This is a genomic window from Noviherbaspirillum galbum, from assembly GCF_010974945.1.
In the GTDB taxonomy this organism is placed as follows: Bacteria; Pseudomonadota; Gammaproteobacteria; order Burkholderiales; family Burkholderiaceae_D; genus Noviherbaspirillum; species Noviherbaspirillum galbum.
On record NZ_JAAIVB010000010.1, the window covers coordinates 1 to 16,657 of the forward strand.

The window sequence follows — 16,657 nt, forward strand, 5'->3', positions numbered from 1 at the left end:
TTGCCCGTGCGGCTTGTCTCTATAACCTTGACCGGTTATGGATGCAGCGTGTGAGATTGATACACGCAACCGCCAATATAAGTTGTACCCCTGCGGTACCGCCTGCCTGCGCCATCGGAGTGATGTGCGTGGCAGACGGCACCGGCTGCTTCTTCCGGATTGGGTTGTTGGCTGCAGCCATGGCGAACGTGCCATGGTGCGGCGAACGATCGACAAGTCATGCCTGATGACCATAGCGAGTTGGCCCCACCCCTTCCCATCCCGAACAGGACCGTGAAACGACTCCACGCCGATGATAGTGCTGCAACCAGTGTGAAAGTAGGTAATCGTCAGGCTCCCCATGCAAACCCCAGTCGCTCCCGCGGCTGGGGTTTTTGCTTTTGCGCACACCAAAAGTGTGCCACTCGTCGCCGGCTGCACGTTGCTGGTTGCACGTTCCATGCTGACCATGCGCAGCGCGTGCTGCAGCCGCAGGGCGCTGGGATGACGGCGACTCGCCGTCCGCAACGAGTGCCGCCTCGTCCATCCCAGCCCCGAGTATCGCCCAACTAGGCAACCGCCTACCGCATCCGCTGCTCACCCCATCTCTGCCTCTACGGGTCCCATACATCCATATGGCTTAAAACTCCCGTTTCACACAAAAATGAGTTTTTATGAAAACTAACGAGGTGCATCCTAATATCCGTTCGAGATCTTTCTCATAAAAACTCCGTCATTATTTTTCAGAATCTAAGTTGCGCAAACCATACCCAAGCCATTGCGTTGCTCTTTACCGCCGACTGAGTATCGTCTTCACCCAAACCGGAGCATCAGCTTAGGCAAATAACAATACCGTAGACCCGCCCTCCACGGCATACCGAGCGAAGATGAGGAGAATCAAATACCTCGGTGATGACGAATAAACGCTAATCATGTACATTTGGTCTAAATGCAATATTTCTGCAGTGCTAGAGCTTGCGAGAAAGAACACTTGTGCGTCTCACCCCGGCCTCTCCTCTTAGTTCGTTGCTCATTCCAGTCCAGGCGTGTCTCGCCCCGACTCGTTCGAGATTCTCGCCGGCTTCATCCATGTGGGTGAAACATGGCTGAGGCGCGCAAACTGGAAGCGCAGGTCACGAAATACCGACGCATACTCATCATCGACGACAACCTCGATTTCTGCTCGACCCTGGCGACGATATTGGAGTTGGAAGGACATCAAGTGCAGATGCGCCCTGATGGCTCGACAGGAATCGCGCTCGCCAGATCGGAGTTATTCGACGTCATCATTTGTGACATTGGATTGCCGGACGTGGACGGCTACGATGTCATCGAACAACTCCGGCGCGATCTCAATACCGCACGGCCCCTGGCGATCGCCATCTCGGGCTTTAGTCAACCGCAAGATCGGGCAAAGGCTTTGCTGGCCGGCTTTGACCATTACATGACCAAGCCGCTCCAGGGGAGCAATCTGCTCAAGACAATCGGCACCTGGGAACCTGCTTGACGGTAAGCGCTGCATGCTTTTCCGGTGACTCGCTCATTCATCCCACCTGAAGGAGAAGCGCTCGTGACTCCTGTTGATGCTCTCCAGTTTCTTTGGCGCGAAGCCCATGGTGATCCGGATCTTCTGGATGACCTCACGATCACGCGTCCCGATGCGCATCTGCCGTCGGTCTTCGATGTCGGTACACTTGCTGCGGGAACGATCGCTGCACAGGCACTGGCTGCGTCGGCATGCTGGAATTTGCGCAGCGGCGAAAGACAAAAGATCGTAGTGGATGCGCGCCGCGCTTTGGCAATGTGCCGCAGCGAGCGTTATCTTGCGATCGATGACAAACCTCCGCCCGATTTATGGGATCCGATCGCGGGGTATTACCAAGCCGGCGACGGTCGCTGGATACAACTGCATACGAACTTCCCGCATCATCGCGCTGGCGTGCTTCGCGTGCTGGGATGCGGGCCGGAGCGCAAGGAGGTGGCGGCAGCGATCGGCCGCTGGAAAGCCGCCGACTTGGACGCCAGGCTGGCGGCAGAAGGAATGTGCGCGGCGCTCATCAGGTCACCGGAAGAATGGCAAGCGTGCGAGCAGGCGCAAGCGATCAACAGCCTTCCGCTGTTCGAAGTCGTGCGGATCGGCGATGCAGCGCCGCAGCCGCTGCCCGTAGCCATGAAGGGTGGCAGGCCATTGAGCGGCGTGAAGATCCTGGACTTGTCACGCGTCATTGCTGCCCCAGTCGCGGCGAGGACGCTCGCGCAGCATGGCGGAAACGTGCTCGCGATCAGTGCGGGACATTTGCCTAATCTCGAGACGCTCCTGCTGGATACGGGACGGGGAAAGCGATCCGCGCATGTCGACCTGCGGTCATCTCCGGGACGCGAACTCATGCGCGGCTTGATCAAGGAAGGGGACGTGTTCTTGCAGGCTTATCGTCCGGGCGCCATGGCGTCGTTCGGCCTCTCCCCCGAAGAGCTCGTCGTGGAGCGTCCCGGTCTCATCTACGTGTCGCTGTCCGCCTACGGTCATGTCGGTCCATGGAAGGACAGGCGTGGCTTCGACAGTCTCGTGCAGTCCGCCACGGGAATCGCCTGGGAAGAAGGGCAGGCGGCAAGGTTGCCCGGCCACGGAAAACTCCCATGCCAGGCGCTTGATCATGGGACCGGTTACCTCATGGCCTTCGCGACCATGATGGCCTTGCACCGGCGCGCGACCGAGGGCGGCAGTTGGCTGGTGCGCGTCTCGCTGGCCCAGACGGGCCGGTGGTTGCAATCAATGGCGCGCGTTTCGCCCGAGCGTCATGGCGAGGAATTCAGTGCCGCCGAAATCTCGCCATGGCAGGAAACCAGCCGATCCGCCTCGGGAACGATTCGCGCCATGGCACCGGTGGAACGGATGGAGCGCACTCCGCCGCGGTTCGATTTTCCCTCCTCCGTGCTGGGCGCCGACGATCCGGCCTGGTAGCATCCTCGTCAATCCAGCGCATCAAAGTAGTTCGTTGCCGGCCCCGCGGGGACGATGCGCGTCGGGTTGATGTGGGGATGGCTCATGAAATAATGCCGCTTGATGTGGTCCATGTCGACGGTGGCGGCGATGCCGGGAACGCGATAGAGGCGTCGCGCGTAGGATGCGAGGTTCGGCATGTCGGCGATGCGATTGCGGTTGCACTTGAAATGGCTGTAATACACCGCGTCGAAGCGAATCAGCGTCGTGAACAATCTCCAATCCGCTTCCGTTGGCCGATTGCCAACCAGATAGTCCTTGCCTTCAAGGCGGCGCTCGATGTCGTCTAGCGCCGCAAAGAGCCGGACGTAGGCTTCCTCGTACGCTTCCTGCGTCGTGGCGAAGCCGCAGCGGTAGACGCCGTTATTGATGGCTTCATAGGTAAAGGAATTGATCTCGTCGATGTCGCCGCGAAGCGCGGCCGGATAAAGATCCACGCTCCGGTCAGCCCAGTGCTCGAAGGCGCCATTCAGCATGCGGATGATCTCACTGGATTCGTTGTTGACGATCGACGACGTCTTTCTGTCCCACAATACCGGGACGAGGATCCGGCCGGTGTAGGAAGGATCTGCTTGCGCGTAGAGCTGGTGGAGAAACTGGTGCCGGTAGAGATGATCGGGCAAGGCGTCGCTGAAGCTCCATCCCTGGGTCATCACTGGTTCGACCACGGACACGGAAATCACCGGCTCGAGTTTTTTCAGGGCGCGAACGATGAGCGTGCGATGCGCCCAGGGACATGCCAGCGAAACATACAGGTGATAGCGGCCCGGCTCCGCGATGAATCGCTCCTCTCCATCCGCTGCTGCGTCCGGCGGCACGATGCGATGCCGGAACGCGGACGTGGTTCTGACGAATTGCCCCTTGGAGGGGGCAGTGTCGTACCAGCCGTCACGCCATTTTCCATGATCAAGATAGCCGCTCATGATTTCCCGTTGGTTCAATATCCGCGATAGGAACCATAGTTCCCTTCGGGATTGAACGCAATCCGTGACAGGAGTTTCACGGAAATCAAAGGAGTTCAACTGCCATGGCGGTGGCTTCGCCGCCGCCGATGCAAAGCGTTGCAACGCCACGCCGCCCACCGCTTTGCTTCAAAGCGCCGAGCAAGGTGACGACGATGCGGGCTCCGGAGGCGCCGATGGGATGCCCAAGGATGCACGCGCCGCCATGAACGTTGACCCGGTCATGGGAGATGTCGTGCTCCGTCATGGCGGCCATGGGGACGGCTGCAAAGGCTTCGTTGATTTCGAAAAGATCGACGTTACGGGATTGCCAGCCGGTCTTCACGAACACTTTCCGCAGCGCTTCCACGGGCGCGGTCGTGAACCACTCGGGCTGCTGGGAATGGCACGCGTGCGCGACGATGCGGGCGACCGGCCTGATGCCAAGCCGGTCTGCCATGGACATGCGCATCAACACCATGGCGGCCGCGCCATCGGCGTTGGCGGAAGACGATGCCGCCGTGATCGTTCCATCCTTCATGAACGCGGGAGGAAGCGACGCGATCTTGTCGACCTTCATCTTGAGGGGACGCTCATCCTGAGAGATCATCGTTTCCTCCTTTTTCTCGGAGATTCGCACGGGAGCAATCTCCCAGTCGAACGCGCCATTGCGCACGGCGGCCTGGGCGCGCTCCACCGAAGCGATCGCGAACCTGTCCTGGGCTTCGCGCGTGAACCCATACCGGGCGGCGCACTGCTCGCCGAAGCTGCCCATCGAGCGTCCCTTGTCGTAGGCGTCTTCCAGACCGTCCAGCGTCATGTGGTCATACAGCTGGTCATGCCCCGCGCGGTAGCCGCCGCGCGCGTTGGCAAGCAGATAGGGCGCGTTGGTCATCGATTCCATGCCTCCTGCGACCACGATGCCGGTCGAGCCGGCGAGTAGCGCGTCATGCGCCTGCATGAGGGCCTGCATCCCGGAGCCGCAGACTTTCGAGACGGTCACCGCGCCGGCGGTAACGGGAACCCCGGCCTTGATGGCAGCCTGGCGAGCGGGCGCCTGGCCCTGACCGGCAACCAGGACGTTGCCCATGACGACGTCGTCGATCTGCTCGAAGCTAAGTCCCGCGCGCTCGACCGCCGCGCGGATGGCTGCACTTCCGAGATCGTTCGCCGTCAGCGAGGACAGTTCGCCCCGGAAAGCTCCCAGCGGCGTGCGTGCTGCGCTGGCAATGACGATAGGGTCTTGCATGATTCATCTCCCGTTCAAGTGAATGACAAGAAGAGTGTGCAGCGCCGCATGAAATCGGCCTGTGTCCGCGCGAGACATTTTTCAGGCCATTTTGGACAAGCTGTCTTATGCGACGCGATTGGTCTCGTCATGAAGTAATACGCCCGCCATGCTCGCCGCTCGTTTCCGGATGCGCCGGAAGTCGTGGTGAAAATGGGTGCCGTGCTATAGTTTCAACGGGTCAGGTACGAGGCAAGCCATGGCAAGAGAAGCAGCTCCCGGTTTCAGTTTTGACGCGTTCCAGGCGCTGGGGCATGCATTCCGTTTCGAGGAATTCCAGGCGGTGGCGCCCGTCGACGGCCGCAAGGTCTGGGAATTCGTGCTGGACCGGAACCAGGAAAACATCAGCGTGAAGCGCCGTGACGTGGCGCTGGAAAACCTGGAGCGGATTTTCATCGCGACCTTCCGGCTGGCGAACACGCTCGGGTTCAATGCAATGACCCTGCGCGACCTGTGCCGGGAAACCGGCCTCTCGATGGGCGGCCTCTATGGCTACATCGATGGCAAAGACCGTCTCGCCTTCATGATCGAGGACGTGGTCCGCCACCTGAGCGAATATTTTCCGGTCTGGTTCGGACACATCGAGGCGCCGCTGCAGCAGCTTGAAGCGCGCCTGCGGGCCTATCTTTACTTTTCCGAGTTGCTTCATCCCTGGTTTTATTTCGTGTTCATGGAATCGCGCACCCTCTCGCAGGAACAGCGCACCGTGGCGAAGGACACCGAACTCGGTACCCAGCACCACATCTCCGCGGTGCTCGAGCAAGCCGCCCGGCTTCCCTCCGCTGAGGCGTACCTGCTTGCGGCGCACTGCATGGCGCTTGTCCAGGAGTGGCAGGTCAAGCGCTGGAAGTTTCGCACCGCGAACGTGCATGTCGACGTCTTCGCGGACAGCGTGCTGGACCTGATCCGGGCGCGCTTTCCCAACAATTGAATCGTTCCTGGGTTTTCAAAAGGCTCGGCGGGCCGGCGACCTTGCCCCTCGTCATGCTGCACTGCGACTTGCAAGCTGGAGGCGTACGTATATGATCCGCATACCGAGCGAGCGCTCGGTATGCGGATTGACCGGTCATCTCCCATTGCGTGGAGCAGGGCGCTGGCCGGGTGATTCGCCCCATAGGGAAACTTTTCGGCTATAGAACGGATCACCGCGGGCCGGATTTAAACATAACCAGGAGAGATGGATGAGACAGCAGCTGTGGATGTGGGTGGTCGCATGTTTGTTCGGTTTCGCGCAATTGCCTGCCCTCGCGCAGGGATACACGCAGACGAAGTACCCGATCGTGCTGGTGCACGGTCTGTTCGGCTTCGACAACATTGGCCCCGTAGAGTATTGGTACGGAATCCCGTCCGCCTTGCGGAATGATGGCGCCAGGGTCTATGTCACCCAGGTATCCGCATCTAACAGCACCGAGGTGCGCGGCGAACAGCTCCTGACGCAGGTAAAGCAGATCCTCGCCGTGACGGGCGCCGCCAAGGTCAACCTCGTCGGCCATAGCCATGGCGGACCGACGGCGCGCTACGTGGCGTCCGTCCGGCCCGATCTCGTGGCCTCCGTCACCAGCGTGGGCGGCGTCAACAGGGGATCGGCGGTCGCCGACATGCTGCTCGGCATCGCGCCGCCCGGTTCCCTGAGCCAGAGTGTGATCGCTTCCGTTGTGAACGGATTATCCAACCTGATCAGCTTCCTGTCGGGCGGCAGCGGATTGCCCCAGAACGCGAGTGCCGCCAACGTCTCGCTGAGCACGGCCGGCTCGCTGCGTTTCAATGCGGCCCATCCGGAAGGCATTCCTGCCACCGCCTGCGGCGAAGGCGCGTACTCGGTCAAGGGCGTTCGCTACTTCTCGTGGAGCGGCGCGAAGCCTTATACCAACGTCCTGGACGTGGTAGACCCGGCGCTCGCCCTGACTTCGCTCGCCTTCGGCGGCGCCAAGAACGACGGCCTTGTGTCCTCCTGTTCCAGCCATCTCGGGCAAGTCATTCGCGATGACTACGCCATGAACCATCTCGACGAAGTGAACCAGACCATCGGGCTGGTGAACCTCTTCGAGACCAATCCGGTGACCTTGTATCGCCAGCACGCCAACCGGCTGAAGAACCTCGGACTGTAAGGCAACGGGAGGATCCGATGCGCATCGCCATGAAACTCATCGGCCTGGCGGGTGCGGGCGCCGCGGCCGTACTCGCCGTTAGCCTGGTCGCCGGCCGTGGCGATGCGCCGCCGGCGCCTGTTCGCCACGAAAAAGACGCGTTTTCCTTCGTCCGGTCGCTCGAGGGCACCGAGCCGGACGGCAAGCTCGCGTTTGCGGGTAACCAGGCCGGCGTGGCAAGCGCGGAACTGCTGCGCTTCTTCGAGTATTACCTGTCCGCGATCGGTGAAAAGGAAGTGCCTGCGATCCGTGCCGCGATCGAATCGGAAATCGACCGGCAACTGCCGCCGGAACGGCGCTTGCCCGCCCGCGACGTCCTGCGCCGCTACCTCGATTACAAGCTAGCCCTGGTCGATGTCGAGCAGCAGCAGCGCGGTGAATCCGCGCTCGGGATGGCCCGGGCGCGCTATTCTGCGATGCAAGACACGCGCCGGCGTTTCTTCAACGACGCCGAGATCGAGGCGATGTTCCGGGAGAGCGATGCCTATGATCGCGACGCCCTGGCGAGGATGGAGATCGACCAGGATCCGGATGCCAGCCTCGAACAGAAACGCGAACGGCTGGCGGCCCTCGATGCCGCCTTGCCGCCCGCGCTGCGCGAAGCGAAGCTCGAACCGTTCGCCGTCGCACGAATGGACGACGAGGTGCGTGCCATGCGTGCGGGCGGCGCCTCCGATGATGAAATCTACCGCAAGCGGGCGCAGGCATTTTCGCCGGACGCCGCCGCGCGTCTCGCGCAGGTGGACCGTGACGAGCAAGAATGGAAGCGCCGGGTAGACGCATACCTGATGCAGCGTACGCAGGCGGGTCCCGCGCTCGATGCGCAGGCGTTGCAGCACCTGCGGGACGAGTATTTCACCCAGGACGAGCAGCGCCGGCTTGCCGCCTACGAACAGCGCTGATTGCGCGAACCAATCCCCTCCCACCGCAGCCGGGCCCACCCCGGCTGCTCCCGCCGCGTCCCTCCTTTCGACGACAGGACGAACTGCAATGAACTGTGGACGAATGGCAATCAATTTCGTCAGATTGCTGGTGCGTGTGTCTCAAAAATTAGTTAAAGTCACTGAATAGTTTTCTTACGGAAATATTCTTCGTTATGATGGGATTGGCAGGCCGGGCAAAAGCGGCCTGCAAGCCTCCCATCGGGAAACCATTCTGGAGAAACACGAATGACAGACGCATCCGTTGCCGCGACCACGGCCAACACGGACACCGCAGATACGAGCAGCCGGGAATTCCTTGCCTTCAAGCTGGGCAATGAGGAATACGGCATCGACATCCTGAAAGTTCAGGAACTGCGCGGGTACGAACAATGTACCCACATCGCGAGCGCGCCGGACTATATCAAGGGAGTGGTCAACCTCCGCGGCATCATCGTCCCGATCATCGATCTGCGCATCCGCTTCCAGCTCGGGACGCCGACCTATGACCAGTTCACGGTAGTCATCATCCTTCATCTCCAGGGGCAGACCATCGGGATGGTGGTGGACGGCGTTTCGGACGTCATCGCCATGGCGCAGCACCAGATCAAGCCGCCGCCGGAATTGGGCAACGCAATCAATACCGAATACCTGCTCGGACTCGGCACCATCGAGGAACGGATGCTGATCCTGATGGATATCGATCGCCTCATGTCCGGCGCCGAACTCGGACTGCTGGAACGCAAGGAACGCCTGGCGGCTTGAACCGTCCTCGGCGAACAACGAAAACACAGGGAACGAACAGCTAGAAATAGCTAACTACAGGGAGCCATCAATGAATCTTTCCAACCTCAAGATCGGCACGCGGCTTTACGGCGGTTTCGGCGCCATGGTCGTGCTGATGATCGTCCTGCTATCCATGGCCTACGCGAATTTTTCCCGGCTCGGCCATGCGAATGGGATGAACATCCACACCTATGAAGTGCTGGAGGAAGTGACCGGGATGCTTACCAGCCTCGTCAACATCGAGACCGGGCAACGCGGATTTTCCCTGACCGGAAAGGATGCGTCCCTCGAACCGCTGAATGCCGGCAAGAATGACTTCAAGCATCATTGGGAAAAGGCGAAATCGCTGACCTCCGACAATCCGAAGCAGCAGGAACGCCTCTCGCAGCTGCAGGCGGCCCAGCAGAAATGGATGGGCGACGCGATCGAACCCGCGATCGCCTTGCGCCGCGACATCGAGGGCGGCAAGTCGCAGATGGACGCCGCCGTGGAAATGGAGCGCGCCGCCAAGGGCAAGCAGGCAATGGACGCGATGCGCGCGCTGCTTGGCGACCTCGACAAGGAAGAGCGTTCCCTGCTGACCGTCCGGGCGCAGGAAGCCGCATCGCTGCAGTCGCTGACGAGCAGCACCATCATCGTTGGCGGCATCGTCGGCGCCGCACTGGCCGCGATGCTGTCGATCTGGCTGACCCGCAACATCACCCGCCCGATGGCGGACGCCGTCGACCTCGCAAAGCGCGTCGCCAAGGGCGACCTGACGGCACGCATCGACACCAGGTCGACCGACGAGACCGGCCAGCTGATCGCCGCGCTGCGCGACATGAACGAAAGCCTCGTCCGCATCGTTTCCGAAGTGCGCAACGGCACCGACCAGATTTCCGCTGCGTCGAGCCAGATCGCGGACGGCAACATGGACCTGTCGTCGCGCACCGAGCAGCAGGCGAGTTCGCTGGAAGAAACGGCATCGTCGATGGAAGAACTCACCTCGACCGTGCAGCAGAACGCGGAGAACGCACGCCAGGCGAACACCCTCGCCAGCTCCGCATCCGAGATCGCGCAGAAGGGTGGCGCCGTCGTCTCCGAAGTGGTCGGCACGATGGGCGCCATCAATGAATCGGCACGCAAGATCGTCGACATCATCACGGTGATCGACGGCATCGCCTTCCAGACCAACATCCTGGCGCTGAACGCCGCGGTGGAAGCCGCCCGCGCCGGCGAGCAAGGACGCGGCTTTGCCGTCGTTGCCGCCGAGGTGCGCAACCTCGCGCAACGCAGCGCCGCCGCCGCCAAGGAAATCAAGACGCTGATCAACGATTCCGTGGAAAAGGTCGATGCGGGCAGCAAGCTGGTGGACCAGGCAGGCGCCACCATGGACGAGGTCGTTTCCAGCGTCAAGCGCGTCACCGACATCATCGCGGAAATCGCCGAGGCCAGCGAGGAACAGCGCAACGGCATCGAGCAGGTGAACCAGGCGATTACCCAGATGGACGACGTGACCCAGCAAAACGCCGCCCTGGTGGAAGAAGCCGCCGCCGCGGCAAATGCCATGCAGGACCAGGCATCCAATCTTTCCCAGATGGTGTCGGTCTTCACCATCGACGCGTCCTTGCACCAGACCCGGCAGCATGCCGTGTCTCCTGCGGCCAAGCCCAAGGCAGCGGCCCGGAAAGCCTCCTCCAGCCTCGCCGTGGCCAAGCCGGTGGTGCCGAAGAACGCATCGCTGGCGAAAGCGACCGCGACTTCCGGCAACGACTGGGACGAGTTTTAAGCCGATCGCGACTGGCGGCGTGAAAAGGGCGGGCGACCGCCCTTTTTTATTTCTTGCTTCATGCTTGCGTTCATTTCGCGCGTGTGAAGCAGGCTTGCCGGAATCAGGGCTCGCCAATGTTGTCCAACACGAACCAGGCAAACGTCCAGCGCGATCGCGGCAGCCTGGATCTCCTGTTCTTCATGGAGCCGAATCATGAAAATCATGCCATCCATCGTGTCATTCACCGCCTTGTGCGCCGTGCTGGCTTGCGGCTTGCCGCCGGCCGGCGCGGCAAGCACACGCGTCGCCTTCGTCAGTCCCGAAAGGTACGCCGACGTCGACCGCTTCTCCGACGAATCCAGCCGCGCCATGCGTGCCATCGAAAGCACCATTGCCAGCTTGGCCGATCGTTACTTGCCGCCCAACGCCATGCTGCGGGTCGAGGTGCTGGACCTCGACCTCGCGGGAAGGCTGGTGCCTTCCGTGCGCGCCGGACGCGACATCCGCGTGGAACGCGGCCTCTCGAGCCCGGCAGTCATGCGCCTGCATTACGTGCTCGAGCAGGACGGGCGCGTGGTCGCCGACCGGGAAGAAACCATCCACGGGCTCTCGACCACCGTCCGGCCCGACGCCCGGCGCACCGATCAATCCTTCCCCGATGAGCGGCTCATGCTGGACCAATGGTTCCGCCGTACCTTCGCCGAGGGCAGGAACAACGGTGCGGGCGGACATTGAGCAAGAGCATACCTCGCGCATTTCCTGAAAAAATTTCTTTCAGGCAGTCTTGAAAGGCGGAGGGCACACCCTAGATAGGGGATGTCTCCCTCTCCTCTTTGGAGGATTTTGCCCGCAACAGGCCGTTGCGGGCTTTTTTTTGGGCTGAGCGGGTCGCGATGGTGCCGATCCGGTAAGCCATGTCAGCGGTTCTTCCACCATGCGGCCATCGTCTTCTGCATCGCGCCATCGGGAACGATGCCCGTGCCGGCATGGCAGTTCTCCATCATGTGCCCAGGCTTTGCCGTTCCCGGAATCACGCAGGTCACCGCCGGATGGCCCAGCACGTATTTGAGCAAGATTTGCGGCCAGCTGCTGCAATCGATCTCGCTGGCCCAGCCCGGCAGCGGCGTGCCACTCAGGCTGCGCAGCAGTCCGCCTCCGCCGAAAGGCTGGTTGACCAGGACCGCGATGCCGCGCTCGGCGGCCAGGGGCAGGAGACGCTGTTCCGCGGCACGGTCGGCCAAGGAATAGTTGAACTGCACGAAGTCAAGCGGCTCCGCGCGCATGATGGCTTCCAGTTCGCCGAACGCGCTTGCTGTGTAGTGGGTGATCCCGAGGTAGCGGATGAGCCCCTCGGACTTCCACCCGCGCAAGGTTTTCATGTGTGTGCGCCAGTCCACCAGGTTATGGATCTGCATCAGTTCGATGCGTGGATCGCGCAGCAGCTCCATGGATTTCCGCATCTGGCTGATGCCTTCCTCCCGGCCGCGCGTCCATACCTTGGTCGCGACGAAAGCCCGGTCATGCGCTTTCAGTTCCGAGAGCAGTTCGCCGGCGACGGCCTCCGACCTGCCATACATGGGCGAGCTGTCGATGACCGTTCCGCCGGCTGCGAAGAGGACCTTGAGCGTTTCCCGCAGGGGCGCGCGCTCCGCTTCGTCCGGACCGGCATCGAAGGTTTGCCAGGTGCCCACGCCAATCACGGGCAATGCCTCGCCGCTGGACGGGATGGGACGGGTGTGCATCGGTCCCATGGGCTTCGGCGGCGCTGGCGCTGGCGCGGGCGCGTCCGCGGCGCGCCCGGTGCCGGACAGGCCAAGGCCGACCATGGAAGCCATGGCAAGCCTGAGGAATTCGGCGCGCGTCATGCCATGCCCGCGCCGTCCCGCATCATCAACGTTTTCCTGGTTCATCGGTCTTGCCTCCAATTGGGAAATTGTCAGTGGCAGTTCCATCTGCCCGCGCCGACTGCTGGCGTGCGAGCCAGCGGGCCAACCCCACCCAGGCCAGCGTCAGCGGCGCCATCAACGCGGTCATTGCAGAGAAGCCGATGCCCGCGGCAGCGGCGGTCGCAATGAGCCATCCGGACGCCGCATCGCCGCCACGGTAAACCAGGGTATCGATCACGTTCTTGGCCTTGTACTTGGCGTCGCGGCCGAGCACAGTGAACAGGGTCTCCCGCGCCGGCCTCGAGAGCGCGTAATCGGTCGCGCGCCTCACGCCCTGCGCCAGGGCCAGCATGCCGGTCGAGGGCAGCGCGGCCAGCGCCGCGCAGGCGGCCATGCCCAGCAGGGGAAGCAGCGCCAGCACGGCGGCCACGCCCAGCCAGCGCATCAGGCGACCGGTCAGCAAGGTTTGCGTTACCAGGGCGAGCACGGACACGAGCAGGTCGATGCCTGCGAAGAACTGTGTCCGGCCGGCGGTGTCGGGAAACGCCCCGGCGACGATCTTGCCTTGTTCCACGTAGAGCACGGTCGAGACAAAGGAATGCAGCAGAAGATACAGCGCGATGCCCGCCAGGTAGCGGTCGCGCAGCAATGCGCTCAATCCGGACAACAGGCTGCCATCAAGGCGAACATTGCCGTGCCGCGCAACGCCGATGAGCTCGTCTTGCCTGCCATCGTCGCGGCGGAGCACGCGGAAACCTTGCACGGCAATTTCCAGTAGCAATGCGGAGGCGATCGTCAATGCCGCTATGCCGAACGTGGCCGAGGCAATAGCCGCCAGCGCCGGACCGAGCAGGGCGCCAGCGGTGCCGCCGGCCGCGATGAAGCCAAAGAGCCGCTTGCCCTGCTCGATGCTGAAGTGGTCCGCCATCACGCTCCAGAACACGCTGACGACGAACAGGTTGAATACGCTGAGCCAGACGAAGAACACCCGCGCCACCAGCAGCGGAGCAACGTCGAGCAGGAACAGCGCGCTGAAGGCGAGGATGTTCAGGGAAAAGAACCGATATGCCAGCGGCACGAACCGCGCTGGCGGCCACCGGCCGGCGATTGCGCCGAATACGGGCGTGATCGCCAGCATGACGACGAAGGTCGCGGTGAACAGCCAGGGCAACTGGCCCGCGCCTCCCGCGATGCCGAGCGCGTCGCGCAGCGGCCGCAGCAGGTAATACGCGCACAGCACGCACATGAAGCCGCAGCAGCCCGCGAGCAATTGCCGCGTCTCGCCCGGGCGAATGTCAACCGCGCGCGCCAGCACGGCGTATGCCTTTCCTTCGATGCCGCGCACGCTGTCGTTGCCGTTCAAGGTATCAGCCTCCAGTTGCCGGCCAAGCGACATCGGCCTGCATGGTTGGGCCATGTCCGGTCGTCGCCGGGCCTGGCTTCAGTATGCCCGCTTTCGGGAAAAGACGGCGTCGTAGCACGTGAGTTGCCACATGGCAAGGTGAGAATTTCCTAGTAACCCTTCTGAATACACTGACTGTTATTGAAGAAGGGATGGTGCAAAGTGCTTGCAAGAGATCTTGGCGCGAAGCACCGGCGGCCGGTGTCAATGCCGCGCGGGACTTCCCTGAACCGTATCCATCGCAAGGCCCTCAACAAGGAATACTGCCATGTTCAAACAACTCAAGGTCAGTACCAAGCTGTTCACCGGATTCCTGTCATTGAGCATAATGGGAGCGGTCGTTGCAGGTATCGGCATCATCAACATGAGCCGGATCAACGACATGAACGACCGCTTGTACGAACAGGAACTGCTCGGGCTTTCCTATATCAAGGAAGCGAACATCAACCTGATCTACATCGGCCGCGCGCGCGGCGAGATGCTGCTGGCGACGACGGACGACGATCGCCAGAAACAGATCGCCAGCATCAGGAAGTACACCGCGGACACCCACGCCTACCTGGAGAAGGGCAAGCGCCTGTTCGTGTCGCAGAAGGCCAAGGACATCTTCGAGGAATACGCCAGGATCGCCGCGGTATATGAAGCCGCGCAAGGCAAGGTGATCGATCTCGCCACCAAGGAAAAGCTTGCCGAGCGCGGCGATGAACTGAGTAAGGCGCTTGCGCTTGTGAGGAAGGATGCGAACGTCCTCGACGACCTGCTGAGCGACCTGGCCCGGCTGAAGGAAGAGCGCGCCAAGGCGACGGCGGAGGAAGGAACCGCCCTGTACGAGACGAGCCGCACCCTCATGATCGCGCTCATCATCTGCAGCGCGCTGGCCGGCGGCATGATCGGCGTACTGATCACGCGCAACCTGTCCGCCCAGCTCGGCGGCGAGCCGCACGAAGCCGTCGAGGCGGCCCGCAAGATCGCCGATGGCGACCTGAGCGTGGAAATCGTTACCCGTCCCAACGACAAGGCCAGCATGATGCATGCCCTGTCCATGATGCGCAACAGCCTCGCAGCCATCGTCGGCAACGTGCGCGCCGGCACGGAAACCATCGCGACCGCGTCGTCGCAGGTTGCGGCGGGAAGCCAGGACCTGTCGTCGCGCACCGAGCAGCAGGCCAGCTCGCTGGAAGAAACCGCGTCCTCGATGGAAGAGCTGACCTCCACCGTGAAGCAGAACGCCGACAACGCGCGCCAGGCCAACATGCTGGCAGAGGCCGCATCGGATGTGGCGCGGCGCGGCGGGGAAGCCATTCACCAGGTCGTCAGCACCATGGGGGAAATCAACCAGTCCGCCGGCAAGATCGTCGACATCATCAGCGTGATCGACAGCATCGCCTTCCAGACCAACATCCTGGCGCTGAACGCGGCCGTGGAAGCGGCTCGCGCCGGCGAGCAGGGCCGGGGCTTCGCGGTGGTCGCATCCGAAGTTAGGACCCTTGCGCAACGCTCCGCCAACGCGGCGAAGGAAATCAAGGCATTGATCAATAACTCGGTGGAGAAAGTGGAGACCGGCAGCAAGCTGGTGGCCGACGCCGGCGCGACGATGGAAGAAATCGTCGAGAGCGTGCGCCGCGTCACCGACATCATGGGCGAAATCACCGCCGCGACCCAGGAGCAGACCTCGGGCATCGAGCAGATCAACCAGGCCGTCACCCAGATGGACGAGGTGACCCAGCAGAATGCGGCCCTCGTCGAGCAGGCCGCGGCTGCGGCCGAAGCCATGCAGGATCAGGCGGCGCAATTGTCGCAGGTAGTCAGCGTGTTCAAGGTGGACCGCTTTGCCGTCAGCCTGGCCGCGCCTTCCCAGCCGCCCAGGAAAGCCGCCAAGGTAGTTGCCGCGCCTGCAGCGCGTACCGTGGCATCAAAGCTGTCGCCGGCCCAGCTTCGCAGGAACCAGGTCGCCTTGGCACCTTCGCCGACGGAACATTGGGAAGAGTTCTGAATTCCCGCTTCTTTCCGTGACTGCTCCGCCGGCCCATCCGGCAGCGGAGTTTACCGACCGCCGGCTTCGTCCGGCGGTTTTTTTATTGGAGCGTAGACTGCTTTGTGGATGTCTGGTTTGTCGAGGCGAGAGGGATGATGTGAGGCGCACCGTGTGATTGAAATGGGATGTCTGCCTTCGCTGGAATGACAAGGGGTGCGGGTAAGGCGGAGGCAAACGGGAATGATGCAGACGCCAGGTTCTCTGCTCGGCGCGAATTGACATATCCCTCGCACAAGCCTATCGTGCGAGAGCTTTATCCCTTAACCTACTCTTCGGTTCGCCAATCATGAGAAAAGCAGCAGCCAAATCGCGACAGGATGGCTTCATCAACGTGCCGGTGACTGAGGAAACCCGCAAGGGCCTGCATCAGCTCAAGGAATCGATGGGAGCGCAGAGTCAGGCGGAAGTCATCGAACGCGCCGTCAGGGTCATGCTGGCCATCCAGAAAGCAGCGTCCGCCTGAAGCGAAGATGGTAGGCCGGGGCGCCAGGTGTCGCAAATGCAGGCGGAGGGCCTGGTTCA

General features: G+C 62.1%; 15 protein-coding genes and 1 rRNA gene. 11 read left to right on the plus strand and 5 right to left on the minus strand.

What is annotated here, in order from left to right:
* Positions 1 to 222: 222 nt before the first annotated feature.
* From rrf to G3574_RS02555, 3 genes are all read left to right on the plus strand, one after another.
* Positions 223 to 335 (plus strand): 5S ribosomal RNA (gene rrf, locus G3574_RS02545).
* A gap of 746 nt (positions 336 to 1,081) precedes the next feature.
* A complete protein-coding gene (locus tag G3574_RS02550) occupies positions 1,082 to 1,486 on the plus strand; it encodes a response regulator (RefSeq protein ID WP_163960450.1) in 405 nt (134 codons plus the stop codon).
* 63 nt (positions 1,487 to 1,549) lie between these two features.
* Positions 1,550 to 2,941 carry a CoA transferase gene (locus tag G3574_RS02555; protein ID WP_163960451.1) on the plus strand — a complete coding sequence of 464 codons (1,392 nt, stop codon included), beginning with the start codon at positions 1,550 to 1,552 and terminating at the stop codon, positions 2,939 to 2,941.
* Between the two features lie 8 nt (positions 2,942 to 2,949).
* Here the strand turns inward: G3574_RS02555 and G3574_RS02560 are convergent, their stop codons facing one another.
* Positions 2,950 to 4,053 (minus strand): glutathione S-transferase family protein, encoded by a 1,104-nt coding sequence (locus tag G3574_RS02560; protein WP_328804704.1) that lies wholly within the window; start codon positions 4,051 to 4,053, stop codon positions 2,950 to 2,952.
* Entirely contained in the window at positions 3,989 to 5,170 is a 1,182-nt protein-coding gene (locus G3574_RS02565; protein ID WP_163960452.1) for an acetyl-CoA C-acyltransferase, read from the minus strand. The genes G3574_RS02560 and G3574_RS02565 overlap by 65 nt, the downstream gene beginning before the upstream one ends.
* 238 nt (positions 5,171 to 5,408) lie before the next feature.
* Here G3574_RS02565 and G3574_RS02570 point away from each other — a divergent pair, with 238 nt between their 5' ends.
* The 5 genes from G3574_RS02570 to G3574_RS02590 all read left to right on the plus strand — a co-directional run bounded on the left by G3574_RS02570 (position 5,409) and on the right by G3574_RS02590 (position 10,830).
* Positions 5,409 to 6,140, plus strand: a complete 732-nt coding sequence (locus tag G3574_RS02570) for a TetR/AcrR family transcriptional regulator (RefSeq protein ID WP_163960453.1) — start codon at positions 5,409 to 5,411, stop codon at positions 6,138 to 6,140.
* A 268-nt stretch (positions 6,141 to 6,408) separates the two neighbouring features.
* Entirely contained in the window at positions 6,409 to 7,317 is a 909-nt protein-coding gene (locus tag G3574_RS02575; protein ID WP_235952951.1) for a lipase family alpha/beta hydrolase, read from the plus strand.
* Between the two features lie 17 nt (positions 7,318 to 7,334).
* The gene (locus G3574_RS02580) at positions 7,335 to 8,258 is read left to right on the plus strand and encodes a lipase secretion chaperone (protein ID WP_163960455.1); all 924 of its coding nucleotides are present in this window, start codon (positions 7,335 to 7,337) and stop codon (positions 8,256 to 8,258) included.
* Between the two features lie 267 nt (positions 8,259 to 8,525).
* On the plus strand, positions 8,526 to 9,041 hold the full coding sequence (locus G3574_RS02585) for a chemotaxis protein CheW (RefSeq protein ID WP_163960456.1): 516 nt from the start codon (positions 8,526 to 8,528) through the stop codon (positions 9,039 to 9,041).
* 70 nt (positions 9,042 to 9,111) lie between these two features.
* Positions 9,112 to 10,830: a methyl-accepting chemotaxis protein gene (locus tag G3574_RS02590; RefSeq protein WP_163960457.1), complete on the plus strand. Its 1,719-nt coding sequence runs from the start codon at positions 9,112 to 9,114 to the stop codon at positions 10,828 to 10,830.
* Here G3574_RS02590 and G3574_RS02595 read toward each other — a convergent pair.
* Positions 10,827 to 11,036, minus strand: coding sequence for a hypothetical protein (locus G3574_RS02595; RefSeq protein WP_163960458.1), 210 nt, complete (start codon positions 11,034 to 11,036; stop codon positions 10,827 to 10,829). The genes G3574_RS02590 and G3574_RS02595 overlap by 4 nt on opposite strands.
* Here G3574_RS02595 and G3574_RS02600 point away from each other — a divergent pair.
* Positions 11,026 to 11,547: a DUF3016 domain-containing protein gene (locus G3574_RS02600; RefSeq protein ID WP_163960459.1), complete on the plus strand. Its 522-nt coding sequence runs from the start codon at positions 11,026 to 11,028 to the stop codon at positions 11,545 to 11,547. The genes G3574_RS02595 and G3574_RS02600 overlap by 11 nt on opposite strands.
* Before the next feature lie 182 nt (positions 11,548 to 11,729).
* On the opposite strand, the gene G3574_RS02605 is transcribed toward G3574_RS02600, so the two are convergent.
* Together G3574_RS02605 and G3574_RS02610 are read right to left on the minus strand one after the other, a co-directional pair.
* Positions 11,730 to 12,722: an aldo/keto reductase gene (locus G3574_RS02605; protein ID WP_235952944.1), complete on the minus strand. Its 993-nt coding sequence runs from the start codon at positions 12,720 to 12,722 to the stop codon at positions 11,730 to 11,732.
* Complete coding sequence (locus tag G3574_RS02610; RefSeq protein WP_205609637.1) at positions 12,703 to 14,115, minus strand: NTP/NDP exchange transporter; 1,413 nt, start codon at positions 14,113 to 14,115, stop codon at positions 12,703 to 12,705. Before G3574_RS02610 ends, G3574_RS02605 begins: the two co-directional genes overlap by 20 nt.
* Before the next feature lie 253 nt (positions 14,116 to 14,368).
* Here G3574_RS02610 and G3574_RS28760 point away from each other — a divergent pair, with 253 nt between their 5' ends.
* Both G3574_RS28760 and G3574_RS02620 read left to right on the plus strand, forming a co-directional pair.
* Positions 14,369 to 16,093: a methyl-accepting chemotaxis protein gene (locus G3574_RS28760; protein ID WP_163960460.1), complete on the plus strand. Its 1,725-nt coding sequence runs from the start codon at positions 14,369 to 14,371 to the stop codon at positions 16,091 to 16,093.
* A 328-nt stretch (positions 16,094 to 16,421) separates the two neighbouring features.
* Complete coding sequence (locus tag G3574_RS02620; RefSeq protein ID WP_163960461.1) at positions 16,422 to 16,598, plus strand: hypothetical protein; 177 nt, start codon at positions 16,422 to 16,424, stop codon at positions 16,596 to 16,598.
* Positions 16,599 to 16,657 lie beyond the last annotated feature (59 nt).